The 24,993-nt window shown below is 64.0% G+C and carries 21 protein-coding genes; 17 read left to right on the top strand and 4 right to left on the bottom strand.

The features are described 5' to 3' along the window. Positions 1 to 77: 77 nt before the first annotated feature. The 5 genes from L0F51_RS11745 to L0F51_RS11725 all read left to right on the top strand — a co-directional run bounded on the left by L0F51_RS11745 (position 78) and on the right by L0F51_RS11725 (position 5,877). Positions 78 to 395, top strand: a complete 318-nt coding sequence (locus L0F51_RS11745) for a hypothetical protein (RefSeq protein WP_234629436.1) — start codon at positions 78 to 80, stop codon at positions 393 to 395. 259 nt (positions 396 to 654) lie between these two features. Next, entirely contained in the window at positions 655 to 1,293 is a 639-nt protein-coding gene (locus tag L0F51_RS11740; protein WP_234629435.1) for a cell wall hydrolase, read from the top strand. A 276-nt stretch (positions 1,294 to 1,569) separates the two neighbouring features. Continuing rightward, complete coding sequence (locus tag L0F51_RS11735) at positions 1,570 to 3,762, top strand: methyl-accepting chemotaxis protein (protein WP_234629434.1); 2,193 nt, start codon at positions 1,570 to 1,572, stop codon at positions 3,760 to 3,762. 257 nt (positions 3,763 to 4,019) lie between these two features. Next, positions 4,020 to 4,802: a hypothetical protein gene (locus L0F51_RS11730; RefSeq protein WP_234629433.1), complete on the top strand. Its 783-nt coding sequence runs from the start codon at positions 4,020 to 4,022 to the stop codon at positions 4,800 to 4,802. A gap of 415 nt (positions 4,803 to 5,217) precedes the next feature. Next, positions 5,218 to 5,877, top strand: coding sequence for an isochorismatase family protein (locus L0F51_RS11725; protein WP_370642389.1), 660 nt, complete (start codon positions 5,218 to 5,220; stop codon positions 5,875 to 5,877). A 63-nt stretch (positions 5,878 to 5,940) separates the two neighbouring features. Here the strand turns inward: L0F51_RS11725 and L0F51_RS11720 are convergent, their stop codons facing one another. Both L0F51_RS11720 and betC read right to left on the bottom strand, forming a co-directional pair. Beyond that, positions 5,941 to 6,432, bottom strand: coding sequence for a DUF523 domain-containing protein (locus tag L0F51_RS11720; protein WP_234629432.1), 492 nt, complete (start codon positions 6,430 to 6,432; stop codon positions 5,941 to 5,943). A gap of 13 nt (positions 6,433 to 6,445) precedes the next feature. Next, on the bottom strand, positions 6,446 to 7,960 hold the full coding sequence (betC, locus tag L0F51_RS11715) for a choline-sulfatase (RefSeq protein ID WP_234629431.1): 1,515 nt from the start codon (positions 7,958 to 7,960) through the stop codon (positions 6,446 to 6,448). A 506-nt stretch (positions 7,961 to 8,466) separates the two neighbouring features. On the opposite strand from betC, the gene L0F51_RS11710 reads away from it, so the two are divergent. The 6 genes from L0F51_RS11710 to L0F51_RS11685 all read left to right on the top strand — a co-directional run bounded on the left by L0F51_RS11710 (position 8,467) and on the right by L0F51_RS11685 (position 14,097). Further along, complete coding sequence (locus L0F51_RS11710) at positions 8,467 to 10,269, top strand: ABC transporter ATP-binding protein (RefSeq protein ID WP_234630329.1); 1,803 nt, start codon at positions 8,467 to 8,469, stop codon at positions 10,267 to 10,269. A 118-nt stretch (positions 10,270 to 10,387) separates the two neighbouring features. After that, the gene (locus L0F51_RS11705) at positions 10,388 to 11,125 is read left to right on the top strand and encodes a spermidine synthase (RefSeq protein ID WP_234629430.1); all 738 of its coding nucleotides are present in this window, start codon (positions 10,388 to 10,390) and stop codon (positions 11,123 to 11,125) included. Positions 11,126 to 11,133: 8 nt separating this feature from the next. Beyond that, positions 11,134 to 11,787, top strand: coding sequence for a class I SAM-dependent methyltransferase (locus L0F51_RS11700; protein ID WP_234629429.1), 654 nt, complete (start codon positions 11,134 to 11,136; stop codon positions 11,785 to 11,787). 43 nt (positions 11,788 to 11,830) lie between these two features. Beyond that, positions 11,831 to 12,019: a type II toxin-antitoxin system HicA family toxin gene (locus tag L0F51_RS11695; RefSeq protein WP_234629428.1), complete on the top strand. Its 189-nt coding sequence runs from the start codon at positions 11,831 to 11,833 to the stop codon at positions 12,017 to 12,019. A 2-nt stretch (positions 12,020 to 12,021) separates the two neighbouring features. Next, on the top strand, positions 12,022 to 12,417 hold the full coding sequence (locus tag L0F51_RS11690) for a type II toxin-antitoxin system HicB family antitoxin (RefSeq protein ID WP_234630328.1): 396 nt from the start codon (positions 12,022 to 12,024) through the stop codon (positions 12,415 to 12,417). Between the two features lie 468 nt (positions 12,418 to 12,885). Beyond that, on the top strand, positions 12,886 to 14,097 hold the full coding sequence (locus L0F51_RS11685) for an MFS transporter (RefSeq protein WP_234629427.1): 1,212 nt from the start codon (positions 12,886 to 12,888) through the stop codon (positions 14,095 to 14,097). 82 nt (positions 14,098 to 14,179) lie between these two features. On the opposite strand, the gene L0F51_RS11680 is transcribed toward L0F51_RS11685, so the two are convergent. Together L0F51_RS11680 and atoS are read right to left on the bottom strand one after the other, a co-directional pair. After that, on the bottom strand, positions 14,180 to 15,586 hold the full coding sequence (locus L0F51_RS11680; protein ID WP_128292454.1) for a sigma 54-interacting transcriptional regulator: 1,407 nt from the start codon (positions 15,584 to 15,586) through the stop codon (positions 14,180 to 14,182). Then, complete coding sequence (gene atoS, locus L0F51_RS11675) at positions 15,583 to 17,433, bottom strand: two-component system sensor histidine kinase AtoS (protein ID WP_234629426.1); 1,851 nt, start codon at positions 17,431 to 17,433, stop codon at positions 15,583 to 15,585. The genes L0F51_RS11680 and atoS overlap by 4 nt, the downstream gene beginning before the upstream one ends. 361 nt (positions 17,434 to 17,794) lie before the next feature. Here atoS and L0F51_RS11670 point away from each other — a divergent pair, with 361 nt between their 5' ends. The 6 genes from L0F51_RS11670 (at position 17,795) to L0F51_RS11645 (ending at position 24,392) form a co-directional block, all read left to right on the top strand. Continuing rightward, positions 17,795 to 18,448 (top strand): CoA transferase subunit A, encoded by a 654-nt coding sequence (locus tag L0F51_RS11670; protein WP_092809240.1) that lies wholly within the window; start codon positions 17,795 to 17,797, stop codon positions 18,446 to 18,448. After that, positions 18,449 to 19,105, top strand: coding sequence for a 3-oxoacid CoA-transferase subunit B (locus tag L0F51_RS11665; RefSeq protein ID WP_092809241.1), 657 nt, complete (start codon positions 18,449 to 18,451; stop codon positions 19,103 to 19,105). It begins immediately after the preceding gene. Positions 19,106 to 19,241: 136 nt separating this feature from the next. Continuing rightward, positions 19,242 to 20,678: a short-chain fatty acid transporter gene (locus L0F51_RS11660; protein ID WP_234629425.1), complete on the top strand. Its 1,437-nt coding sequence runs from the start codon at positions 19,242 to 19,244 to the stop codon at positions 20,676 to 20,678. Between the two features lie 134 nt (positions 20,679 to 20,812). After that, positions 20,813 to 21,994 (top strand): acetyl-CoA C-acetyltransferase, encoded by a 1,182-nt coding sequence (locus tag L0F51_RS11655; protein ID WP_234629424.1) that lies wholly within the window; start codon positions 20,813 to 20,815, stop codon positions 21,992 to 21,994. 152 nt (positions 21,995 to 22,146) lie between these two features. Continuing rightward, positions 22,147 to 23,091: a bifunctional enoyl-CoA hydratase/phosphate acetyltransferase gene (locus L0F51_RS11650; RefSeq protein WP_234629423.1), complete on the top strand. Its 945-nt coding sequence runs from the start codon at positions 22,147 to 22,149 to the stop codon at positions 23,089 to 23,091. 86 nt (positions 23,092 to 23,177) lie between these two features. After that, positions 23,178 to 24,392, top strand: a complete 1,215-nt coding sequence (locus tag L0F51_RS11645) for an acetate/propionate family kinase (RefSeq protein ID WP_234629422.1) — start codon at positions 23,178 to 23,180, stop codon at positions 24,390 to 24,392. Positions 24,393 to 24,993: the final 601 nt, after the last annotated feature.

Here is a 24,993-nt window from a genome sequence, read left to right as displayed (position 1 = left end):
AGGAATGCGGCGCTGCCTCTGTCGATCAGACAGATCGCCGCGCCCCGAGGTTCAAGTTCATTTGAGGAGAGAGGTACATGTCGCAGGATAGGCTCGTTTCGAAAGCGTTTGTTTCGGCAGCCTGCATCGGGCTCGCCGCTTTCATGACGATCGCTTATTCTACGATGGGCGAAGCGACCATGGGCGAGGCGGCCGTTGACCGGACGGCGGCGGCCTCCGTCGCCAAATTGTCGCCGAAGACGCGCGTCGCCCGCGCTCTGGATACGGCCTGCGCCCACGATACCTGGCCCAATATCACGCCGGGCTGCGAAGCCGGCGCAACGCGCCTCAAGGCCGATCGGACGGTCCCCCTCACGCATCCGAGCGATGTGCGTCTCGCCACCTCGCTGCAGTGAGGCACCGCAGTGGGATTGAACTGACACCATGCCGCGGGAGCGCCCGCGGCATTCTTGTCTTCACGCTGCGAATTTCCGGGCAAATATCGAGATCCTAAGGCTTTATTTACCGCTTTCTGGACAATGCGACCCTTGAGGCGGCTCGTCGCCGCCCACCGGGTCGCGAATGTTTGTATCTCGTCGTCTTCGCCTGATTTCCTCGTTCCTTTCCCTCGGCGCCGTGCTGGCCCTGGCCGGCTGCGGTCACTCGCCGCGACGCATGAGTGATTTCGAATGCATGCAGCGTGTCATGTATTTCGAATCCAACCGCTCCAGCCCTGACGGCATGCTGGCCGTCGGCACGGTCGTGATGAACCGGGTGAAGTCGAAGGATTTTCCGAATTCGGTCTGTGCCGTCGTCGGCCAGAAGAAGCAGTTCGCGCCGGGCGTTCTGTCGAAGCCCATGACCGACAGCGGCAAGCCGCTGGCGGCCAAGATGGCGAAGAAGGTTCTTCGCGGCGCACGTCATCCCGGGGTCGGCAAGGCCCGCTTCTTCCATACGGCCGGCTACAATTTCCCCTACACCAACATGCATTATGTCGTGCTGGCTGGGGGCAACTCCTTCTACGAGAAGCGCAAGGCTCTGCCGGGCCGGCCAAACCGTCCGCAGGCGGAGGTCATTCTGGCGGCGAAGTTCAACAAGCCGGTGCGTCCGGTGCGCGAGGAGAGGCCGACGCTGCCGGAAGTGCGGCCTGAGCGGCCGATCATGGTGGCGTCCGCGCAATCGGTCGTGGCGCCGCGTATGCCGGTGCCGAGCCAGTCGACGCTGTTTGCACCTGCTGGCGGGCCGACCATGGCCCCCGATGCCCCAGCACCGCGCGCGCCGGCGTCGATCGAAGAGCTGATCGCCTTCAACTGACGGCCGTCGACGAACACGGGTCGTGCCGCATTCCGTGCGGCGGTGTTCCCGAGCCGATCGAAGCTTGCACCTGTGAAGCCGGTTTCCGGTTCGCCGGAGCCCCTGGCTGTGCTTGTCCTCCGCGACACTTTGTCTGAGGGGCCGGAAATGCACGAAAGGTGAGCTCTGATTGTCTGCCCGGCCTCTGTCGAAGGTTTGTCGATTAGAACGGATGCAAGCTCCACGCGAGCCTTCCCTCCTAGCCGATGGCCCAGACCTCAGGCAGGAGAGCCTTTCGTGAACATCCACTCCGTCAAGTTCAGGATCACCGCGTTATCCGCCGCATGCGTCATCGTTTTGACGGCCGTGCTTCTGGGCTTCGGGATTTACGCCGCCCGCGACACGTCGCGCTATGTCAATGAAAACGTGGACGAACTCCTTGACCGGACGAGCAAGGAGTCGCTGCAGCGGCTGGCGAATGCCCAGGCCGGAACGATCCGCGCCGAAGTCGATATGGCCTTCGATGCTGCCCGCAATATGGCACGTACTTTCGAGGTGATGGCGGGCAGTGGCGGGACCGCAACCCCGATCTATCAGCGTCGCGATCAACTGAATGCGGTTCTTCTGAGCGTGTTGAAGGACAATCCGCGCTTCAACGGCACGTACAGCGCCTGGCTGCCGAATGCGCTCGATGGCCGGGATGATATGTACGGCGATCGCAAGGACGTGGGATCGGATGCCACCGGACGCGTCCTGCCGTACTGGACGCGCGACGCGGACGGAAAGATCGCGCTTCAGCCGCTGGTCGAATACGACAGCGAGGCCCTGCATCCGAACGGCGTCATGAAAGGCGGTTGGTTCCTGGGACCCCAGAAGACCGGGGAGGAGAGCATCCTCGCCCCGCTTCCCTACATCGTTCAGGGCAGGTCGGTTTATCTCGCCACCATGTCGGTCCCGATCATGGTCGACGGCAAATTCGCGGGTGTGGCCGGTGCCGATTTCGATCTCGCCTTCCTGCAGAAATTGGCTGAGCAGGTGAACGCCGACACGTACGCGGGGAAGGGTGCTGTTACGATCGTCTCCGGTGCCGGTCTCGTCGTCGCGGCGAGTGACGATCCGCAAGCCATCGGCGGCTCATACGAGACAATTTCCGCCAGTGCCGCCGAGGACATGGACATCCTGAAGGACGGGCGGGCAACGGTGAAAACCGACGAGGCGAGCGACACCCTCAAGGTTTTCGCGCCTGTGGAGCTTGGGCGTACGGACCAGGTCTGGTCTGTCGTGATCACCGTGCCGCGTCAGGTCGTTCTGGCCGAGGGCGACAAACTCGCCAATTCGCTGGCAGAACGTGGTCGCGAGGATCTCATGTCACAGGTGCTCGTCGGCCTTGCCGTGGTTTTTGCCGCTCTTGTTGCCATGGCCGTCGTCGCATCCGGCATCTCACGCCCGATCACGCAGCTCACGGGTGCCCTTCGGCGTCTCGCCTCTGGCGAGGCGGTGGACGAAATCGCGGGCGCTGAGCGTCGCGACGAGATTGGCGCCATCTCCCGTGCCGTCGATCAGATCCGTGTGCGCATTGAAGAAGAGGTCCGCCAGAAGGCCGCCGAAGAGGAACAGAACCGCATCAAGCAGGAAGACGAACGCCGCCGCACCATGCACAAACTCGCCGACGAGTTCGAAGAGGCGATGGGTGGTGTCGTTCGTGGCGTCGTTGCTGCGACCGGGCAGTTGCAGGACGCCTCCGCGACGATGAGTTCGGCGACGGAAAAGGTTGCGCGGCAGTCGCAGACGGCGGCCGGCGCGTCGGCCGATGCGTCCTCCAATGTCCAGACGGTGGCCTCTGCCGCCGAAGAGCTTGCCTCCTCGATTGCCGAGATCAAGCGCCAGGTCGACGAATCGGCCCGGATCGCAGGCGCGGCCGTCGGTGATGCGAATGGCACGGCCGGCAAGGTGCGCGACCTCTCGGCTTCCGCAAGCCGCATCGGACAGGTCGTCGACCTCATCAAGGACATCGCCGAGCAGACCAACCTTCTCGCCCTCAACGCCACCATCGAAGCGGCGCGTGCGGGCGAGGCGGGCAAAGGCTTTGCGGTCGTGGCGGCGGAGGTCAAGCAACTCGCCGATCAGACATCTCGGGCCACTTCGGAGATCGCGGCCCAGATCTCGGAGATCCAGAATTCCACCTCCGACTCCGCCACGGCGATCGTCGGCATCACCGAGGTCATCGAGCAGATCAATCAGATCGCGACGGCCATCGCCACGTCGGTCGACGAGCAGGGTGAAGCGACCCGCGAGATCGCGGGCAGCGTCTCTCAGGCGTCCATGGGCGCGAAGACCGTCGCCGACAACATCGAGGGCATCAACGAGGCGGCCGCCGACACGACGGCCGTTGCCGGAAAGGTCGAAGGCGCCGCGACGACGCTCGGACAGCAATCGGAGACGCTGAAGGCGGTCATGGATCGCTTCCTCAGTACGGTGCGGGCCGCATGATCTGCCGGACGTCGCCACTTTCCGGCGCGACGCCTGAGAGCGGCGTTCGCCGATCCGGCGCCTTTCGCCCGTCTGCCATCTGGTGGACGGGCCGCCCCTTCTTTCCGGGTTTTCCGAGCCACGATCACCGCGCGCCTTTGGAAGCCTTGAGAGGCTACCGCAATCGTCTCGGATCCAGGCGAGCAACATACAACTTTTGGTAGTGAATCGCGTGCTGTTCGCGTAGGCTGGTCCCGTGCACAATTGGGGAGGCCATTATGCGCACAGCATCGATAGCATTGTTTGCATGCGGCCTGGTTTTCGCCGCAAGCGAAGCCTGGGCGGCCTGCGGCTGCACCGGTATGAGCGTTGCCCGCACAACCGGCAACACGCAGATCATCTGCAGCGCCGTCGACCAGGACGAGTTCGACGAATGCACCAAACGCTCCGGCAACGCCCGGACCATTTGTGGAACCACCTACGAATATGCGTGCCCGGTCGGGGTGAATAGCGAGGATTGGGGCGCCGACGAGCCCGAGCAGCGGACGGGCTTCGGCGCAACGGCGACGCTGACGGGCACCGCTTCGGAATGCACCTCCGGTCAGCTTCTGGCGATGACCATCACAGGAAACGGGGGGACGGAGGACAATCCGAAGATCAACCCGACCGATTCGACGGGAGGTCCGGGCGAACTCGTCACCGGCGTGACCTTCGACGTCGACAACAACGCGACCCATCGCTTCCCCGCTTATCCGATCGGCGGCGGCACGGCGACCAATCCGAAGTTCGGCGGTGACAATTATCGCTGGTCCGACAACGCTTCCGTTCTCATCGAACGCAAGGACGGGCTTTATCGCTGGTGGGACAACACCGACCAGGGCAAGGAGGATAAGGACGAAGACGCCTCCTGGCGCTACAAATTCGTTTCCTGGGTGAGGGGCAGCAGTGGCCAGCCGAGCTGCGCCTGCAGTTTTGATATTTCGGTGGACTGGGGATCGGATGAAGATCCCGATACGACGTACACGCAGGACACCGACTACAGCTCCCGCTGCAACTGGTGAGAGCCAAGGTCGAATAAGAGCGCGCGCCGTCTTCGGGCGGCCGCGCATGCCGGAGGAGGAGAGGACCGGCTGATCGCCCTTCGCGCCTGCCATGCGCGCGCCCCCTGTCGTCAATCATCGGTCGCCAAATCGTTGGGTCACCAAATTGTGGGCCGGCGCACTGTGTTGGCGATGCTGTGTCCGATTTGCCTCTCGGTGCAGCAAGTGCGATCGACCGCATTGCACTTTCGCGGAGCTTATGGCAGAGGCCATGTCATGATCTGCTCTGCCCGACCACAGACTTTTGGTTACTGGCGCTTCCGTTAGGAAGCGGCAGGGCGCAATCATTGTGTGACCATGTCGCCGTGTCTGGGCGGAAAGGTCATTTTAAGCGACACCAATCCCTGTCACGGCGGCCCTTCGAAGGGGAAGGCCCGTGAATGTGATCAACAAGGTCGATTGGACGATCCGTGCCGAGCGATCGGCGCTCCTGATCCACGATATGCAGCCGCATTACTGCGAGGCTCTCGACGAGACGGTGCGCACCGATCTCGCCGATCAGATCTCGCGGCTTGCGAGGTTCTGCGCGGCGCGCGCGATGCCGATCTTCGTCTCGCAGGTGCCGCCGGCCCGGCTTGATTGCGAGCGCGGCCTGATGCGCGACATGTGGGGAAGGGGACCGGCTGACGGCGTCTCTGCCGACAATGCGGGGCGGATGACGAATGCACCCGCCCTCGACCACGCGCTCGAGCTTGATGGCTTGTCGCTGATCCCGGTGACGAAGCGCAGCTATTCGGCCTTCTACGGCAACGATTTCGAGGTCATGCTTCGCCGGCTCGGCCGCGACAACCTGATCATCACCGGCCTCTATACGTCGATCGGCTGTCTTTCGACGGCGATGGACGCCTTCATGCGCGATATCCGCCCGTTCATGGTGGCCGATGCGCTCGCCGACTTCTCCAAATCCGAACATGAGGCCGGCCTCAAGAAGGCGGCTCAGACTTGCGCGCGTATCGTGGAGACGACGGAAGCAGTCGAACATCTGCAGGCACGTCGCCCGCAGCGGCCTTCCACTTGGGCATTTGATGTCTGCTGAAGGGAGGGCGCGTCTTGATGCCGATGGACGCATCGCTGCAAGACGCGCCGCCGTCCCGAGGGCTTACGACGAGCCGAGACGCGTGGCGAGCGCATCGATCTCGTGATCGGCAAAAACTTCGATGCCGTTTGCCCGCAACAATGCGCTCGTCACGCCCATGGCGGGGTGTTTTCGGCCGTCGAAGCTGCCGTCGTAGATGAGGTGGCTGCCACAGGACGGGCTGCCGTCGATGAGGAGCGCGAAGGAGCAGTTTTGCGCGCGCGCGATCTGAAGCGCGGCTCTTGCGCCGGCGAGAAATCCTTCCGTGACGTCGGCTCCGGAAGTGTCGACGACCCGGCCGCGCCCGGCAAGAACGTCGTCGCCGCTCCGCCCCTCTGCGATCTCGGCTGGCCTTCTCGGTACGGAAAAACCGCCGATGAGTTCGGGGCAGATGCCAACGACACGGCCTTCGGCTCGCCACCTGGCAAGCGCCGGATGGTGAAGGGGCCGCGTGCCGCCGTCATAGCGCACGGTTTCGCCCAGAAGGCAGGCACTGACGAGAATCCGCGATGGCATGGATAGGGCCGGCTCACTCGCCGCGCGGAAAGCGCTGCGCGTCTTCCAGAATGTTCAAATCCATATGGTTGCGCATATAGCGCTCCGAGGCCCGTTGCAGCGGCTGGTAATCCCACGGGAAATAGGCGCCGTTCCGGAGCGCCTCGTAGACCACCCAGCGCCGCGCCTGGCTCTCGCGCACCTCGGCGTCAAAGGCCTTGAGATTCCACTTTTCCCGCATCAGCGCCATGAAACGGTCGATCTCGTCCTGATAGGCGGGATCCTCCGCAAGGTTCGTTAACTCGTCGGGGTCCGCCTCAAGATCGTAGAGGAGCGGCGGATCGACCTCGCAAAAGACGAACTTCCACTTGTCTTCGCGCACGCCGACGAGCGGTGCGATCGATCCCTCGGCCGCATATTCCATGAGGATCGGACCATGCTGGGCCCCGCTTGCGGCGAGCGGCAACAGGCTGCGCCCGTCCGTCCAGGGCATGATTTCCGACAGATCGATGCCGGCGAGGTCGGCGAGCGTCGGCACGACGTCGAGTGTGGAGACCGGCGTCTCGATGAGGCCCGGTGCGAGGCCGGGCGCTGCGACCATCAAGGGGACCCGCGCCGAGCCTTCGAAGAAGCTCATCTTGAACCACAGGCCGCGCTCACCCAGCATGTCGCCATGGTCGGAGAGGAAGAGGATGATGGTGTTTTCCGCCATGCGGCAGCGCTCGAGCGTGTCGAGGATCTCGCCGATCTTGGCGTCGAGATAGGAGACATTGGCGAAATAGGCGCGCCTTGAGCGGCGGATGTCCTCATGGCTGATGTCGAAGTTGAGATAGTCGCAGGATTCCAGGAGGCGCTTGGAATGCGCATCCTGCGCACCGAAGGGGATCTCTCCGATCCTCGGGGAAAGCTCCTCGCAATCCGCATAGCGATCCCAGTATTTTCGCCGTGCCACATAGGGGTCGTGCGGATGCGTGAAGGAAACGGTGAGGCACCACGGCTTTGAGACATGCCCGCGCGCCAGATCGTAGAGCTTGCGGTTGGCGTGGTAGGCGACCTCGTCGTCATATTCGAGCTGATTGGTGATCTCCGCCACACCCGCGCCGGTGACGGAGCCGAGATTGTGGTACCACCAGTCGATGCGCTCGCCGGGTTTGCGATAATCCGGTGTCCAGCCGAAATCCGCCGGATAGACGTCGGTCGTCAGCCGCTCTTCGAAGCCGTGCAGCTGGTCTGGTCCGACGAAATGCATTTTCCCGGAAAGCGCCGTCTGGTAGCCGGACCGGCGCAGATGATGGGCGTAGGTCGGGATCGAGGAGACGAATTCGGCTGCGTTGTCGTAGACGCCGGTGCGCCGCGGCAATTGCCCGCTCATGAAGGAGGCGCGCGCCGGCGCGCACAGCGGGCTCGCCGTATAGCAGTTCTGAAAACGCAGCGATCGCTCGGCGAGCTTGCTCAGTGCCGGCGTTTTCAGGAAGCCCGCCGGTCCGTCCGGAAACAGCGTCCCGTTGAGCTGGTCGACCATGAAGATCAGGATGTTGGGACGGCTCATGCGGGCAATTCCTCAAGGGTCGGCGTGACGAGACGGAGGGCGGAAACGGGGTGCACTCCGCGCAGACACTGCGTCAGCCGACAGCCGCAACACAAGAGCTCGTCGGACGACGGCCTCGGACGTCGTGCGTGGCCGCAGTGCCACACGGCGCGCCCGCAATTGTCCGAAACACCGTCGACGGCTTGTCAAATCGGCGGAAGAGGAGCATAAGCCGCGCCGTTATGACCAGATTCGCTCTCTATCTCAGCATGATCCCGGTCCGTTCGTAACGGATCGCGTCCGTCAGACGGACGCCTGAAGGGGCTGATAGCCCCGGGGTTAATGCCGGTCCCGCCGCAGCGGGACGATCGGTTCACCGATTTTCTTGAGAGCTTTCCATGTCCACCGCAGGCGCTTTGAGGCGCGGGCTTCGTGCCCTTCATTTCCGCAATTTCGTTCCGCTTCGGCATGCCGGCCGCACGCGGCCCGTGTGGCGCGCAGCCAACGGGCGGGTGGGGTTGGCCGGCATCGGGCGGGTGAAGTTCAATCTTCGTGGCGATGTGTTCTCCGCGGTTCTGGGCTTTGCCTTTGCGCGCTGGCGCGAGCAACCGGGGCGTGTCGCGCTGATTGCCGGTATGGTGATCCTCGCCACCTTGGCGGAAGTTTTCACGCCGCTTTTCGCCGGCCGCATCGTCGATGCGATCGCCGCAGGCGCGGCCGATCCGGACGCCAGGCATTCGGCGATCGTGGCGTTTCTCACGGTGACCGGCCTCGGACTTGCCGCGGTCGGGCTCCGCCAGCTCGTCTTCTTCCAGATCATCACGCTGACCTTGAAGATGATCCGAGAGGTGGCCGAGGACGCCTTCCATCGCATTCAGCGCTTTTCGACCGACTGGCATGCCAACGCCTTCGCCGGTTCCACCGTGCGGAAGATCACGCGCGGCATGTGGGCGCTCGATCTGTTGAACGACACGCTTCTGGTCGCTCTTCTGCCGTCCTTTGTGGTGCTTGTCGGCGCAACCGCGCTTCTGGGCGCCTTCTGGCCGGTGATGGGGCTCGTCATCGGGCTGGGCGCGCTCGCCTATATCGCCGTCACCGTCACCCTGTCGGTGGGCTGGGTCGCACCCGCGGCGACGCTCGCCAATGCCTGGGACACGCGGCTCGGCGGCGCGCTCGCGGATGCGGTGAGCTGCAATGCCGTCGTCAAGGCGTTCGGGGCCGAGGATCGCGAGGAGGCGGGTCTCACGCGCATCCTGGCGAAGTGGCAGCACCGCACGAGGCGCACCTGGCGGCGCGGCACGGTCGGCGCGGGCGCGCAGGGGCTGATGATGGTCGTCATCCAGGCGGGCATTCTCGGCGTCGCACTCGTTCTCTGGCAGCGGGGCGCGGCAAGCGCCGGCGATGTCGCCTTCGTCCTCACCATGTTCTTCGTGGTGCAGGGGCATCTGCGCGATATCGGCATGCACATCCGCAACCTGCAGCGTTCCGTCAACGATCTCGAAGAGCTCGTCGCGCTGAACCGTGTGCCGATCGCGATCGCCGATCGGCCGGGCGCGGCTGAGGCGAAGATCGCCGCGGGGGAAATCGTCTTCGACCATGTCGATTTCCACTATGGCAATCACGCGACGCCGCTTTACCGCGATTTCTCGGTGAAGATTGCGGCGGGCGAGCGGGTCGGTCTCGTCGGCCATTCCGGTTCGGGCAAGACGACGTTCGTCAAGCTGATCCAGCGGCTCTACGACGTGACGGGCGGCCAGATCCTGATCGACGGCGAGGACATTGCCGCCGTGAAGCAGGCCTCGCTGCGCCGGAAGATCGCCATCGTGCAGCAGGAGCCGGTGCTTTTTCACCGCTCGCTGGCCGACAACATCGCCTATGGCCGCCCCGGTGCGTCGCAGGCGGAGATCGAGCAGGCGGCGCGGCTCGCCCATGCCGACGAGTTCATCTCACGGCTGCCGGAGGGCTACCGCACCATGGTGGGCGAGCGCGGCATCAAGCTGTCGGGCGGCGAACGCCAGAGGGTGGCGCTGGCGCGCGCCTTCCTGGTCGATGCGCCGATCCTGATCCTGGACGAGGCGACCTCTGCACTCGATTCCGAGAGCGAAGTGCTGATCCAGGACGCGATGGAGCATCTGATGGTCGGGCGCACGACGCTCGTCATCGCCCATCGTCTGTCGACGGTGCGGGCGCTTGACCGCATCCTCGTCTTCGACCGCGGGCGGATCGTGGAGGAGGGCGACCATGCCGCCCTCATCGGCCGCGCGGGTGGCATCTATCGCCGCCTTTTCGAGCGCCAGGCGCTGGAGCTGACGAAGGGTCTCGTCATGTAATCAGCGAGGGGGCCATCATCCCCCTCGCACCACTCTTTGCCCTGTCACGACGACTTTGTTGCGCGCCGGTGCCACAGCAACGCCTTTCCTCGGCGGCCGGATTGTGGTCGATGGGGCAATGAGTGCTCTTTTTGCGGAACTGGACTACCGCCCGACCCCGATCGGCCCCATCAGCCTGCGTCGGCGGCGCGAGTTGCGGCTGGGCGTCGACATCTTCGAAATCAAGCTCGGCGAGGAATTCCTCATGTCGAGCCTTTTCACAGCTTCCGAGATTGCGCTCGCCCGCCTCGGCATTGCGGCGCTTGCCGGCAATGACCACGATGTTCTCGTGGGCGGGCTCGGCCTTGGCTACACCGCCTGCGAGGTGCTTCGCCACGATGCTGTCGGCTCGCTCCTCGTCGTGGAATTCCTGGATCCCGTCATCGAATGGCATCGCACGGGGCTCCTGCCGAACGGAGCGACGATGGAAGCGGATCCGCGCTGTCGGATCGTCAAAGGCGATTTCTTCGCCGGCGCTGCCAGCGCGGCGGGGTTCGACCCTGAAACGGAGGCCCGCCGCTTCGATGCCATCCTCCTCGATATCGACCATTCGCCGGAAGCGCTGCTCGATGCACGCAGCACGAGCTTTTACCGTCCGGAGGGTCTTGCCGCGCTCGCGGCCCATGTGAAGCCCGGTGGCATTTTCGCGCTCTGGTCCGACGCCTTGCCGGATGACACGTTCACCCAGCGCCTCAGAGCCGTCTTCGACAAGGCCTGGGTGGAACCGGTCACGTTTCACAATCCCCTTCAGGATCGTCCCTTTACGCAGAGCGTCTATCTGGCGCGCAAAGAAGCCGGCTCTTCGGCCGGCGCGTGAGGACGGCGATGGCGGAGACGCGCGGGGAAGCCTGTCCGGTCTGTCGGGGAGGCGATGTCGGGCTTTTTCTCACCGTTGACGGCAAAAACTACTGGCGTTGCGCGACCTGCGCCGCCCGTTATCTCGATCCTGCCCAGCGTCCGTCGCCGGCCGAAGAGCGCGCGCATTATCTGACGCATGAGAACGACCCGGACGATCCGGGCTACCGGCGCTGGCTGTCGCGGCTGACGCGCCCGCTCCTGGAACGCCTTTCCCCCGGCGCGAACGGCCTCGATTATGGCTGCGGTCCCGGGCCTGCGCTCGCGAAAATCTTTGCCGAGGCCGGGCATCATATGGCGGTCTATGATCCGATTTTCGCGCCCGATCCTGCCCCGCTTGATGACCGCTACGATGTCGTCACCTGCACGGAGACGGCCGAACATTTTCACGATCCGACGGGCGAGTTCGATCGTCTCGCTGGCCTCTTGAAGCCCGGCGGTCTTCTCGGTGTGATGACCATCTTCCAGACCGACGATGCCCGCTTTGCGAACTGGCGCTATCGCCGCGACCCGACCCATGTCGTCTTCTACCGCGCCGAGACCTTTCGCCTGATCGCCTCCCGCCGCGGCCTCACCTGCGAAATCGTCGAAAAAGACGTCGTGCTGATGCAAAAGGGCGGGTGAGGCAGAACTCGACAACTATCAATTAGATGTATAAATACACACTATGGATAGCGGGACTGTCCTCAGACTTCTGAAGCTGGACGGCTGGTACGAAGTTACCCGCCGTGGAAGCCATCTTCAGATGAAACATCCTGAGAAGGCTGGCCGGGTGACACTCCCGCATCCGAAGCGCGACATCCCGCTCGGAACGCTGAAAAGCATCGAAAAACAGTCGGGGCTGAAGCTGAAATGACCATGCATCAATATATCGGCCTGATCCACAAGGAAGAGGGAAGCGATTACGGCGTCTCCTTTCCGGATTTCCCGGGCGTGGCGACGGCTGGCACCTCCCTTGATGACGCACGTGCCATGGCCGAGGAAGCGCTGGCGTTGCATGTCGACGGGCTTCTCGAAGAGGGCGAGCCGATCCCGCTGCCTTCGAGCCTTGAGGAGGTGATGGCCGATCCTGAGCATCGCGAAGGCGTGGCCATTCTCGTCGGGCTGAAGGCGGAGCCGAAGAAGGCGGTGCGCGTCAACGTCACGCTGCCGGAGGATGTCCTGGCGGAGATCGACGCCTTCGCCGCTTCCCACGGTTTCACGCGGTCCGGTTTCCTCGCCGCGGCGGCTAAGAAGATCATGGCCGCGGAATAGGGGTTAGCATCGCCTGTTCTCTCCGCGTCGCGCGAAGGGGCGAGGGGGCGCATCTCTTCTGGATGCTGGGTAACTGCAGGGACGGACGCGCAGATACCAATCCGCGGCACAGCCCTTTCTTCTCCCCTCTGGGGAGAAGGTGGCGGGCGAAGCCCGCCGGATGAGGGGTGGCTTCACATCCCACGCTGATGTTGGTTTGTCCTCCACCCCTCACCGCCCGCTTCGCGGGCACCTCTCCCCAGAAGGGGAGAGGAACGGAGCATGCAGCAATCGCTCCGAGAAGAATGGCGATGATGCGGTCCCGAGCGGCTTTTCGTCGACGCCATAGTCCAGAGCGAACGCCAGGGGTGCCGGGCCGCAAAGAAGGCGAAAGGGGCTCGAAGCGGCGCGGGCGCGCGGTATGTTGCGGTGCGGAGGGCGTTTCGGCTTCACCCGCCGGCGTCTCCCGCATCACCGAAAGGACAGTGAGTGACACAACGAGGCCATGGCAGCCTGGCGGTTTATTTCGGCGCCGTCTTCGCCTTTGCCGTCACCATGGTGGGCACCACCATGCCGACGCCCCTTTATCCTCTCTATCGCGGCCTTTTCGGGTTTTCCGAGCTGACGATCACGGTGATTTTCGCCGTCTATGCGCTCGGCGTCATGGCGGCCCTCATCATCACCGGACGCTGGTCGGATCAGCTCGGCCGCCGGCCGCTGCTGTTTGCGGGCCTCGCCGCCTCGGCGCTGAGCGATCTCGTCTTCTGGAATGCCGGCGGGCTCGGCATGATCCTTTTCGGGCGCGTTCTCTCAGGGATCTCGGCCGGCATCTTCACCGGCACCGCGACCGTGGCGCTCATCGAACTCGCCCCGGAGCGCATCAAGCGCTGGGGCACGTTCTTTGCGACCTCCGCCAATATGGGCGGTCTCGGGCTCGGGCCGATGTTTGCGGGTGCGCTGGCGGAGTATCTGCCGGCGCCCCTCGTTTTGCCCTATGCGCTGCATTTTCTGCTGGCGCTTCTGGCGTTCGTCTGCGTCTGGCGCGCGCCCGAAACCGTTGTGCGGCCGGATAAGGTGCAATTGAAGTTTCAGCGCCTTGCCGTCCCACGCGAGGTGCGGGCTGCCTTTGTGCCGGCCGGCATCGCCGCTTTCGCGGGCTTCATGGTCTGCGGCTTCTTTACCGCCGTGGCGCCGGCTTTTCTGGGTGAAGAGCTCGGCTACGACAACCATCTCGTCATCGGCTTCGTCTCGGGCATCTTGTTCATCGCCTCGACCGTCGGCCAGCTTCTGCAAAGCAATTTTCCGAGCGGAAGGCGGCTGCCGATCGGTTGCGCCATTCTCCTGACGGGCGTCGTCGTCATCGCGGTGGGCCTCGGCAGCGAGATGCTGTCGGCCATCATTGCGGGCGTTTTGATCGCCGGCTTCGGTCACGGCGTCGCGTTTCGGGCGGGGCTCGGCGCCGTGGCGGATGCGAGCCCACCCGACGAGCGGGCGAGCGTCGTGTCGACCTTCTTCATCGTCGCCTATGTGGCGATTTCGTTTCCCGTCATCGGCATCGGGCTCGCCGGGGCCTCGTTCGGCCTCAAGACGGCAAGCCTCGCATTTTCCGCGATCGCGGCCGTCTTGTGCTGCCTCGCCCTCGTTCTCCTGTTGCGGGGCGGCGGCGCACGACCTCAGAACGCCTTCCCAGCCCGCGAATGAGCGGGGAGGGACGGCGACAAGATTGCACGGATTGCGCTCAAAAAGACGCCCGGCGGCGCGGCAGATGCCGGCCGGGTGCGGCTCAGCTTTCCGCCTCTCCCGAGGCCGAGGCGAGGCCGTATTCCTGCAGCTTGTAGAGAAGCGTGCGCCGGCTGATGCCGAGCTCGACGGCGGTATGGCTGCGATTGCCCGAGTTGCGCGTCAGCGCGTTGCGGATCACCTGGCTTTCGAACTCGTTGACGAGCTCGCGCAGGGAGCCTTTGCGCATCGTCGCATCGAGGTTGCCGGTGTCGGCAAGTCCCTCGCTCGCCCCGGTGATGGAGGCGGGAAGGTCCTCGACCGTGATGACATTGGTCGTGCACATGACGACGGCATGTTCGATGGCATTGGCGAGCTCGCGCACATTGCCGGGCCAGGGCCAGGCGAGCAGGCAGTCCATCGCCGAGGTGTCGAAGCCGCGGATGACAAAATTGTTTTCCGCGCAGAAGCGCTCCAGAAAATGCTCCGAGAGCAGCCGCACATCCTCCGGCCGGTCGCGCAGCGGGATGGTCTCGAGCGTGACGACGTTGAGGCGGAAATAGAGATCCTGCCGGAACGTCCCCTCCCGCACCATCTCCTGAAGGTTGCGGTTGGTGGCAGCCACGATGCGCACATCGGCCTTGATCGGCGTGCCGCCGCCGACGCGCTCGAATTCGTGCTCCTGCAGAACCCGCAACAGCTTCGCCTGCAGGCCCGGAGAAATCTCGCCGATTTCATCGAGGAAGAGGGTGCCGTGTTCGGCCTGCTCGAAGCGGCCGCGATGCCGGCTTGCGGCGCCGGTAAAGGACCCCTTTTCGTGGCCGAAGAACTCGCTTTCGTGCAGCCCTTCCGGGATCGCGGCGCAATTCACCTTGACGAAGGGATGTGCCGCGCGGGCGCTGCCGTAATGGATGGCGGCGGCGACGAGCTCCTTGCCGGTGCCGCTCTCGCCCTGGATGAGCACGGTCGCATTGCTGCGTGCGACCTTGGCGATCGTCTGCCGCTGCTCGATCATGCGCGGATTGTTGGTCAAAATGCCTTCCGCGCCGTAGCGCTCGGACAATTCGCGCCGCAGCGAGGCGATGTCGTGGCGCATCGCCCGGATCTCGAGGATCCGGCGCACCAGCATGCGGATCTCGTCGAGATCGAAGGGTTTCAGGACATAATCGAAGGCGCCGTCCTTCATCGCCTGCACGGCGGTGCCGACCTCGGCGAAGGCCGTCATCAGCACGATCTGTGCGGTGCGGTCGATCTCCACGATGGCTTTCAGCGCATCGAGCCCGTTCATGCGCGGCATGCGGATGTCGAGCAGCACCACATCCGCATGCTGGCGCCGGAAGGTCTCCACCCCCTCCAGCCCGTCTTTGGCCACGACGACCTCAAGGCCCTCCTTCTGGAGGACCGCCTTGAGCATGTGACAGATGGCCTGGTCGTCATCGACGACGAGAGCGACGGGTGTGGAATTGGTCATTCTGTTTTTTCTGATACCGGAGCGACAATCGGAATGCGAATCCGAACAACGGTTCCGTGGCCGGGCCGGCTGTCGAAACTGATGACGCCGTGATGCGCATCGATGATGCGGTGGACCATGGCGAGGCCAAGCCCCGTGCCGGTGGGTTTGGTGGAGAAGAAGGGATCGAAGACTTTGCCGACGTGATGCGGCTCGACGCCGACGCCGTCGTCGCGCACTTCGATGGCAATGTCGTCCGGTCCTTCCCGGCCCGCCGTGACGATGACGCTGCCGTCGTTGGTGATCGCCTGCAGCGCGTTGATGAGGAGATTGAGGAGCGCCTGTTTCAGCGCTTCGGCATCGGCGTCGATGTCCGGCAGATCCTTCTCGAACTGGAGGTCGATCTGCACGTTCCCCTGGCCCTTGGCGAGGAAGCTCACGTCTTCGATGAGATGGGCGACGTCGATTCTGCTGATCTTCGGCGGCCTAAGCCGGCCGAAGGCGAGAAGCTTGCCGATGGTGTCGTTGAGGACGTCGACCTCATGGATGATGATCGCCGAATAACGCCGCCATTCCTCCGGATCGTCGCAATCGGCGAGATATTGCACGAAGCCGCGGATCGAGGTGAGGGGGTTGCGGATCTCGTGCGCGATGCTGGCCGTCAGTTCGCCGAGCGCGGCCAGACGATCGGCGCGCATCACCTGCACCATGAGCCGGTCGCGTTCGCTGACGTCCTTGAGCACGACGACGGCCCCGATGCGTCGGTTCTCCGCATCGTGCAGGACGCTCGATGTGGCCGTCAGGCGCCAGACGGACTCCTTGCGCGGGATCTCGAGCGTCACCCCGATATGCGGGCGACCGGTGTCGAGCGTGTCGAGAAGGGCGCTCGCCACATGCATGTGATCGGCAAAGAGCGACCGGTAGGACTGGCCGATGACCTCAGTCGCCGGCACGTCGTACATCTGTTCCGCAGCGGGGTTGAACGCGGTGATCCGGCCGTCGACGTCGACCGCCACGACCCCGTCGGCGATGCTGGTGAGGATGTTTTCCGTGAGCGTGCGCGCATCGAGAAGTGCCATCGCCATGTTGTTGACGGCATCGACGATTTCGCCGAGCTCGCCGCGCAAGGGCGCGATCGGCTGTCTGAGATCATCCTTGAGGCGTGCGAGCCCGCCGACGATCATGTCGACTTCGTGCGACAGCCGCTTCGACATCAAATGAATGACGATGCCGGCGACCAGGATGCCGCCGAGTGTGATGGCGAGAACGGTGCGGTCGACCGTCTGTTCCTGGCGCTCGATCGCGTCGGTGAATTCGTTTGCCCAGATATAGCCGATGACGTTCCCGTTGCGGCGGATCGGCCACATCGCGTTCATCACCGAGCCGCGCACGAGCGAGCCGAACTCCACATCGGGCTTGCCCGCGCGCATCACCGAACGGCCGGGATGGTCGGGAGCGATCGCCTTCCCGACCGTGTGCCCGTAGCTGGCGCTCGGCCCGTACGTGATGATGGCGTCGAGCCGGCGCGAGTAATAGCCGACGCCGACGCCGGGGTCTGACGCGGCGATCTTGTCCGTGATGGGGGCGAGCCTGGCATTGAGATGCTGGATCGCGGCCTGGCGGTCCTGCCAGCCGGACGGCAGATCGGCGAGAAGGGCATCGAAGCCCGTCCCGAGTTCGGCATCGAGGATGCGCGCCAATGAGAACAGCTTGTCCTGCTTTTCCTGCAGGAGCGCCTCACGGCCTTCATATTGCAGGATGACGCCGAGGATGACGATCGGCAGCACGACCATGATGAAGGATGTCAGCATCAGCCGCTGACGCATCTTTTCCGGCAGAACCCGCCGGCTCAGCCATCTCAGCCCCATCGGACGCTCCGTGAGATCATGCTGGCGAGCGGATCTGCCCGCATCAGGCGGTCGTCTGCTGTGAAGCCCGGACTCGAACATGATTGGCGCCTTCGGCCGTCGGGAGAGGCGAAAGCTCTCCGCGCTGCCTGCTGGAAAGCTCTTGCGACGCCGGATTTATCTGCGCAGATGGAAGTAAAGTCTATGTGAAAAATTTTGCGCATTGCGCAAATACCTGCACAAAATTGAGGGTGCTATTTTGTCGCAGAACTACATCTAAGTCCGCAAGAAATAAGGGATCATGAAAACTGGCACGGTCTGTGCATTACATCTCCCGCAAGCCATCGCGTCGATGGGAAACGACGTAGATGAGGGAGAATAAATGTCAAAGCTATGCAGTTGTTCATGTGCTGTCGAAAGTATCGCTGACGGGTCGTCGGTGATGATCGGCGGTTTCATGGGTGGCGGGTCTCCACATCGACTGATCGATGAACTGGTCCGTCAGGGCAAGAAGGATCTCACAATCATCGCCAACGACACGGCACGCCCGGGGATCGGGATCGGCAAATTGATCGATGCCGGCGCGGTGAAACGTTTGGTCGCCTCTCACATCGGGCTCAACCCCGAAACGCAAAAGCGGATGATCGCCAACGAAATAGAAGTTGAATTGGTCCCGCAGGGCACGCTCGCGGAGCGTATCCGCGCCGGCGGCACGGGTCTCGGCGGCGTCTTGACGGCGACGGGTGTGGGCACGGTCGTCGCAGAGGGCAAGCAGACGGTCGAGATCGAAGGCGAGGATTATCTGGTCGAAACGCCTCTGAAGGCGGATTTCGCCCTCATCCACGCTCTGCGCTCCGACATGTTCGGCAACCTTCAGTACCTTTTGACCTCGCGGAACTTCAATCCGTCGATGGCGCTCGCGGGCGAGACGGTCATTGCCGAGGCGAGTGAGGTCGTGCCGGTCGGCATGATCCCCCCTGACCACGTCGAAACCGTCGGCGTCCTCGTCGATCACCTCGTTTCCTGGGAGGCATAAATGGAAGCCAAAACGCTCATCGCCAAACGTGTCGCTCAGGAAATGGTCGACGGCGATCTCGTCAATCTCGGCATCGGCCTGCCGACCTTGGTCACGAATTATCTGCCTGAGGGCGTGCGCGTCTTCTTCCAGTCCGAGAATGGTCTGATCGGCATGCAGGCCCTTCCGGAGAAGGCGGCTGCCTTTGAGGATCTGACCGATGCCGGCGGCACCCCGGCGAGCTTTATCCCCGGGGCTGCGGCCTTCGACAGCGTCGCCTCGTTCGGTTTCATCCGCGGCGGGCACCTCGACGTCACGGTTCTCGGCGGCCTCCAGGTCGACGAGGGTGGCCAGCTCGCCAACTGGATGGTGCCCGGCAAGATGGTCCCCGGAATGGGCGGTGCGATGGATCTCGTGACCGGCGCCAAGAAGGTGATCGTGGCCATGACCCATACCGCCAAAGGTTCGCCGAAGATCATCAAGAAGTGCAATCTGCCGCTGACCTCGGTGCGTCGGGTCGATCTCATCGTCACGGAAATGGCGGTCATCGAGCCGAGCGATGCCGGTCTGGTGCTCAAGGAACTCGCTCCTGGTGTCTCCCTTGACGAGGTCAAGGCTGCCACCGAGGCCGAGCTGCTCGTGCCTGACGATCTCAAAGAGATGGCGCTCGCGGCCTGACGGCCGCCTCACGCCCTTACCCTCGACCGGCCTCCCTTCTCCGCGTCCAACCCCTTTGCAACCGCTCCTCTGGAGCGGCTGAGAGCGGCCGCGCGCGGGGACGGGCAGGGCCTCCAATCCTCAGAGAGGAAAGTTCATGTCAAGCACCTACGCCAGCGCTCCGGCGCCCGTAGAAGGCGACGCGCCCGGCGGCCGTGGCCTTGCTCGTCTCGCCTACCGCTTCACCGCCATTTCGGAGAAGTGGTTCCCGGACGCCTTCGTCTTCGTGGCGCTGGCTCTTGTCGTCGTCGTCGTCGCCAATCTCGCCACCGGCGCACAGCCGCTCGAGATCGCCGACGCTTTCGGTAAGGGCTTCTGGACGCTCATCCCCTTCACCATGCAGATGGCCCTTGTCGCCATCACCGGTTACGTGGTCGCGACCTCCGGCCCGTGCACGCGTCTCATCGCGCGTCTTGCCTCGGTGCCGACTTCAAGCCGCGGAGCGGTCGCCTGGGTCGCCTTCATCACCATGTCGGCATCCTATCTCAACTGGGCGCTGAGCCTGGTTCTGGGCGGCCTCCTGGTTCGGGCGATCGCGCGCCGCACCGACATCAAAGTGGATTATCGCGCAGCCGGTGCTGCCGCCTATCTCGGCCTCGGTGCCACCTGGGCGCTCGGTCTGTCGTCGTCGGCGGCCATGCTGCAGGCGAACCCGGCCTCGCTGCCGAAGTCGATCTCCGACATCAGTGGCGTCATCCCGCTCAGCCAGACGATCTTTCTCTGGCAGTCGATCGTCATGCTTCTGATCATCGCCGCCATGGCCATCACCATCGCCTATTTCTCCGCTCCCCAGGGCGCGCAGATCAAGACGGCGGAGGACATGGGTTGCGATGTGACGGAAGCCAACACCAAGGAGCAGAAGCAGTCGCGCCCGGGTGAGTGGCTGGAGTTCAACTTCATCCTGCCGGCGCTCGTCGTGCTCCTCGCCGCTGGCTACGCCTATGTCGAGTTCAGCACCAACGGCGTGCTGGCGACGATCTCCAACCTCAACAACTACAACTTCTTCTTCCTGATGATCGGCCTTTTGCTGCATGGCAACATCCGCAGCTTCCTGACCGCCGTCACGAAGGCCGTGCCGACGACGGCCGGCGTCATCATCCAGTTCCCGTTCTATGCGGCGATCGCCGCCCTGCTCACCCAGGTTCCGGGCTCCGACGGCGTCACCATCTCGCACCACATCTCGCATCTCTTCGTGTCGATCGCCAACACCAGCATCTTCCCGGTGGTGATCGGCGTCTATTCCTCGATCCTCGGCTTCCTCGTCCCCTCGGGCGGCGGCAAGTGGATCATCGAAGCGCCTTATGTGTTGCAGACGGCGGCCGATCTGAACGCCCATATGGGCTGGGCGATCGAGGTCTATAACGCGGCCGAAGCTCTGCCGAACCTCATCAACCCCTTCTGGATGCTGCCTCTTCTGGGCGTCCTCGGGCTCCGCGCCAAGGATCTGGTCGGCTTCTGCTTCACCCAGCTGATCTTCGCCTTCCCGCTCGTGATGTTCCTCCTGTGGGTCCTGGCTCCTGCGGCCAATCCGTGATCCCAGACTGCCGGCCGCGCCCTTCCTAGTGCGGCCGGCCCCCAGATCCTTCGCGAAGACGGCGATCGCCTGAATGCCTCACCGGCGCTCCCTCCCGAATTCGCGCAACGCTCAAGTTCAATTAGGAGATTAAAATGATCGACGAGATCGTCATCGCAGGCGCAGCACGCACCCCGGTCGGCACCTTCAACGGCTCCCTGTCGAAGCTTCCCGCCCACGAACTCGGCGCCGCCGCCATCACCGAAAGCCTCGCACGCGCCAAGGTGAAGCCGGAAGAAGTCGATGAAGTCATTCTCGGCCAGATCCTGACCGCTGCCGGCGGCCAGAACCCCGCCCGACAGGCCGCTCTTGCCGCCGGCCTGCGTGTCGAATCCACCGCCTATGGCATCAACCAGCTTTGCGGTTCCGGCCTGCGCGCCGTCGCCATGGGCTACCGGGCCCTGCAGAACGAAGATGCGAAGATCATCGTTGCGGGCGGCCAGGAGAGCATGAGCCAGGCTCCGCATGCAGCGCGGCTTCGCACCGGCGTCAAAATGGGCTCGGCCGAAATGGTCGACACCATGATCAAGGACGGCCTGTGGGACGCCTTCAACGACTATCACATGGGCGTCACGGCGGAAAACGTCGCCGAAAAATACGGGATCTCCCGCGAAGAGCAGGACGCTTTCGCGCTCGCCTCGCAGAAGAAGGCGGGCGCGGCGCAGGAGGCGGGCCGTTTCGCCGACGAGATCGTTCCGGTGACCGTCAAGGACCGCAAGGGCGATATCGTCGTCGACACCGACGAGCATCCGAAACCCTCGACGACGGCTGAAGCTCTCGCCAAGCTGCGTCCGGCCTTCAAGCGCGACGGCGGCACGGTCACGGCCGGCAACGCCTCGGGTATCAATGACGGCGCGGCCGCCGTGGTTCTGATGAGCGGCGCGGAAGCCAAAAAGCGCGGCGTCACCCCGCTGGCGCGTATCGTCTCCTGGGCGACCGCCGGCGTCGATCCGGCGGTGATGGGCACGGGCCCGATCGCAGCCTCTCAGAAAGCGCTGGAACGCGCCGGCTGGTCGGTCGCCGATCTCGATCTGATCGAAGCCAACGAGGCCTTTGCCGCGCAGGCGATCGCCGTCAACAAGGAGCTCGGCTTCGACACGGACAAGGTCAACGTCAATGGCGGCGCGATTGCGCTCGGCCATCCGATCGGCGCCTCAGGCGCGCGCATTCTGGTGACGCTTCTCTACGAGATGCAGCGCCGCGACGCCAAGAAAGGCCTCGCCACTTTGTGCATCGGTGGCGGCATGGGCATGGCGCTCTGCGTTGCCCGCGACTGACCTTTCAGTCTGAGCTCTCGCTCCCCCTCTCCAGCCTGACCGCTCACTCCCAATCACGATCAGGTCGGAGCCACGCCTCCCGCCCGTCCACACTTCCGGGCGGGGGGCGCGCGGGGATCTTCTTTTCATTTTAGACGCAGGATCATCCCCCAATGACCGTGTTTTCGCAGATTTCCGAAGCGGGCTCGCAGCTTGCCCATCTGAAAGAGCTGTGCGCGCATCTGCCGCCGCTGCCGACCTCCGTCATCTTTCCGTGCGATGAGACCTCTCTGCGCAGCGCCACCGACGGCGCCCGCGAAGGTCTGATCGACCCCGTGCTGGTCGGTCCGAGCGAACGCATCCAGAATGTCGCGCTCACCCATGAGATCGATATCGCCGGCCTGCGCATCGTCGATGCGGCCAATGCCAAAGCCGCCGCCGCCAAGGGTATCGAGCTTGCCCATCTGGGCGAGGTTGGCGCCGTGATGAAAGGTGCGCTCCATTCCGACGAATTGATGGGCGCCGTCGTCAAACGCGATGTCGGTCTGCGCACGTCGAAGCGCATCAGCCACGTCTTCATGATGCGTGCGCCGACCTATCCGAAATCGCTTCTGATCACGGATGCCGTGGTCAACATCGCGCCTGCGCTCGAAGACAAGCTGCACATTGCGCAAAACGCGATCGATCTCGCCCGTGCGCTCGGCATCGATCTGCCGCGCCTTGCCGTGCTTTCAGCCGTTGAGACGGTGAACCCCAAGATCCCCTCCACCGTCGATGCCGCGGCACTTTGCAAGATGGCCGACCGCGGCCAGATCCGTGGCGGCATCATCGACGGGCCGCTCGCCTTCGACAATGCGATCTCGGCCGAGGCTGCGCGCACCAAGGGCATCGTCTCGGAGGTGGCCGGCCGTCCCGACATCCTGCTCGTGCCGGATCTCGCGGCCGGCAACATGCTGGTCAAGGAACTGACCTTCCTCGGCCGGGCGGAGGTTGCGGGCATCGTTCTCGGCACCTCGGTCCCGGTCATTTTGACGAGCCGCGCCGACAGCCTGGACTCGCGCATCTCCTCCTGCGCCCTGGCGGCCCTTCTTGCCAACCAGACGGCGGCCCGCGCCTGAGCCGCGCCGCTGACCTCTCGCGCGTGCCCTTCCACGCGATCGGCGCGCACGCTCTCGCCCCCTCATAATCGACAAGGATCTTCCACATGGACCCACGCTTGTCGCACGATGGAGCGCTGCTGGTTCTCAACAGCGGCTCCTCCAGCATCAAGTTCACCGTCTTTCAGGTCGCCGATGCCGGGAAAGACATTTCTCCCCTTTTCTCCGGTCAGGTGACCGGCATCGGCACGGCGGCGGAGTTCTCCGTCAAAGACGTGTCGGGAACCTCTCTCGCCCGCGAATCCTGGGCGGCCCGTGATACGGGCGGCGTCGCGCCTCTGTTGCGCGATCTCATCGCCTGGATCCGTGCCCGCCTGCCGAATCTGCCGCTCCTGGCCGCCGGGCACCGCGTCGTCCACGGAGGTGCGGGTTTCCATCATCCGGTCCGCGTGACCAACCGCGTGCTCGATGAGTTGGAATCCCTCATCCCGCTTGCGCCCTTGCATCAGCCGCAGAACGTTTCGGCGATCCGGGTGCTGGCCGAGAGTTTCGACGGTCTCCCGCAGATCGCCTGCTTCGACACGGCGTTTCACCATTCGCAGCCGTTTGTGGCCAAGACCTATGGGCTGCCGCGGCGATTGAGCGAGAAGGGCGTGCAGCGCTACGGCTTTCACGGCCTCTCCTACGAGTTCATCGCGCAAAGACTGCGCGAAACCGTGCCGGAAGTGGCCGAGGGCAGGGTGGTGGTCGCCCATCTCGGCAATGGTTCGAGCCTCTGCGGCCTCAAGGATGGCCGCAGCATCGACACGACGATGGGTTTTTCGGCGCTCGAAGGCGTGCCGATGGGGACGCGTTCGGGCAGCCTCGATCCCGGCATTCTGATCTATCTGATGCGCGAGATGGGCATGGATGCCGACGCGCTGGAACATCTCCTCTATCAGGAATCCGGGCTTCTCGGCGTTTCGGGCATTTCGAACGACATGCGCGTGCTTCTGGAGAGTGACCGGCCGGAGGCGAAAGAGGCGGTCGATCTCTTCTGCTATCATGTCGCCAAGGAGATCGGTGGCTTGAGTTGCGCGTTGGGCGGGCTCGATGCGCTCGTCTTCACCGCCGGCATTGGCGAGCATTCCGCGCCGGTGCGCAGCCGCGTGTGCGCCTATCTCCGCTTTCTCGGCATCGCCCTCGACGAGGAGGCGAACGAACGCGGCGACACGGCCATTGCCGCGGACGGCTCACTGCCGGTCTACATCATCCCGACGAACGAGGAGTTCATGATCGCGCGCCATGCCGTCGACCTCATGAACCTCAGAAACGCCGCGTAGACGGCCGTGAGACAGGCGCAGGCGTGCCCGCTCCCGCCCGCCTGCGCCTTTTTAATCCTGCGGTTCACAAGAGGCACAGTCTTCATCATGGCCGTCGATCTCCCCGAGCTCAGAGGCGACCGGATCGCCCGTCGTAGGCCAAGAGCGGAGGACGTCGAAATGCGCCTCAGACTCGGCCGAGCAGATGCCGCAGATTTCATGCAGGAGCACGTAGAGTGACCGTTGCTAGAGTGATTGGGCTCCGCTCTCGAGGCTGTCGTCACGCTATTACCTCTTTAGCCTAATCACGACCTGCTGCGGGCAGCTCTCCCGCGCAAGAGAGAGTGAGAGAGCGCTACGAGCATTTGCCGCCGAGGTCTGGCGGTTCACTCGCCGTGAGCGGTGCACGCAGGGGCAATTCGATTCTCTTTACGAGGGAGGGGGTGCATCGAAGGCCATCGGCGGCAGCTGCGCTCGCTAATACCCTCTGTTTGCATCTCTCGGGCGCTCAGCGTTGGGAGTTTTGGGGGCGGCGCATTTTCAGAGCAGGACCTAGGATGTCGCCGAGCGAGGCGCCGGAATCGGTCGAGCCGTACTGGCCCACGGCTTCCTTCTTCTTGGT

The organism is Afifella sp. H1R, assembly GCF_021462425.1.
In the GTDB taxonomy this organism is placed as follows: domain Bacteria; phylum Pseudomonadota; class Alphaproteobacteria; order Rhizobiales; family Afifellaceae; genus Afifella; species Afifella aestuarii.
The sequence above is the reverse complement of the archived record's forward strand: the minus strand, read 5'-3'. Positions and strand labels throughout refer to the sequence as shown.

Excerpts from the sequence above, each read along its gene's own strand:
- L0F51_RS11745 (WP_234629436.1), top strand. The coding sequence starts at position 78 with ATGTCGCAGGATAGGCTCGTTTCGAAAGCGTTTGTTTCGGCAGCCTGC.
- L0F51_RS11740 (WP_234629435.1), top strand. The coding sequence starts at position 655 with ATGAGTGATTTCGAATGCATGCAGCGTGTCATGTATTTCGAATCCAAC.
- L0F51_RS11730 (WP_234629433.1), top strand. The coding sequence starts at position 4,020 with ATGCGCACAGCATCGATAGCATTGTTTGCATGCGGCCTGGTTTTCGCC.
- L0F51_RS11720 (WP_234629432.1), bottom strand. The coding sequence starts at position 6,432 with ATGCCATCGCGGATTCTCGTCAGTGCCTGCCTTCTGGGCGAAACCGTG.
- betC (WP_234629431.1), bottom strand. The coding sequence starts at position 7,960 with ATGAGCCGTCCCAACATCCTGATCTTCATGGTCGACCAGCTCAACGGG.
- L0F51_RS11705 (WP_234629430.1), top strand. The coding sequence starts at position 10,388 with ATGAGTGCTCTTTTTGCGGAACTGGACTACCGCCCGACCCCGATCGGC.
- L0F51_RS11700 (WP_234629429.1), top strand. The coding sequence starts at position 11,134 with ATGGCGGAGACGCGCGGGGAAGCCTGTCCGGTCTGTCGGGGAGGCGAT.
- L0F51_RS11695 (WP_234629428.1), top strand. The coding sequence starts at position 11,831 with ATGGATAGCGGGACTGTCCTCAGACTTCTGAAGCTGGACGGCTGGTAC.
- L0F51_RS11690 (WP_234630328.1), top strand. The coding sequence starts at position 12,022 with ATGCATCAATATATCGGCCTGATCCACAAGGAAGAGGGAAGCGATTAC.
- L0F51_RS11680 (WP_128292454.1), bottom strand. The coding sequence starts at position 15,586 with ATGACCAATTCCACACCCGTCGCTCTCGTCGTCGATGACGACCAGGCC.
- atoS (WP_234629426.1), bottom strand. The coding sequence starts at position 17,433 with ATGGGGCTGAGATGGCTGAGCCGGCGGGTTCTGCCGGAAAAGATGCGT.
- L0F51_RS11670 (WP_092809240.1), top strand. The coding sequence starts at position 17,795 with ATGTCAAAGCTATGCAGTTGTTCATGTGCTGTCGAAAGTATCGCTGAC.
- L0F51_RS11665 (WP_092809241.1), top strand. The coding sequence starts at position 18,449 with ATGGAAGCCAAAACGCTCATCGCCAAACGTGTCGCTCAGGAAATGGTC.
- L0F51_RS11660 (WP_234629425.1), top strand. The coding sequence starts at position 19,242 with ATGTCAAGCACCTACGCCAGCGCTCCGGCGCCCGTAGAAGGCGACGCG.
- L0F51_RS11655 (WP_234629424.1), top strand. The coding sequence starts at position 20,813 with ATGATCGACGAGATCGTCATCGCAGGCGCAGCACGCACCCCGGTCGGC.
- L0F51_RS11650 (WP_234629423.1), top strand. The coding sequence starts at position 22,147 with ATGACCGTGTTTTCGCAGATTTCCGAAGCGGGCTCGCAGCTTGCCCAT.
- L0F51_RS11645 (WP_234629422.1), top strand. The coding sequence starts at position 23,178 with ATGGACCCACGCTTGTCGCACGATGGAGCGCTGCTGGTTCTCAACAGC.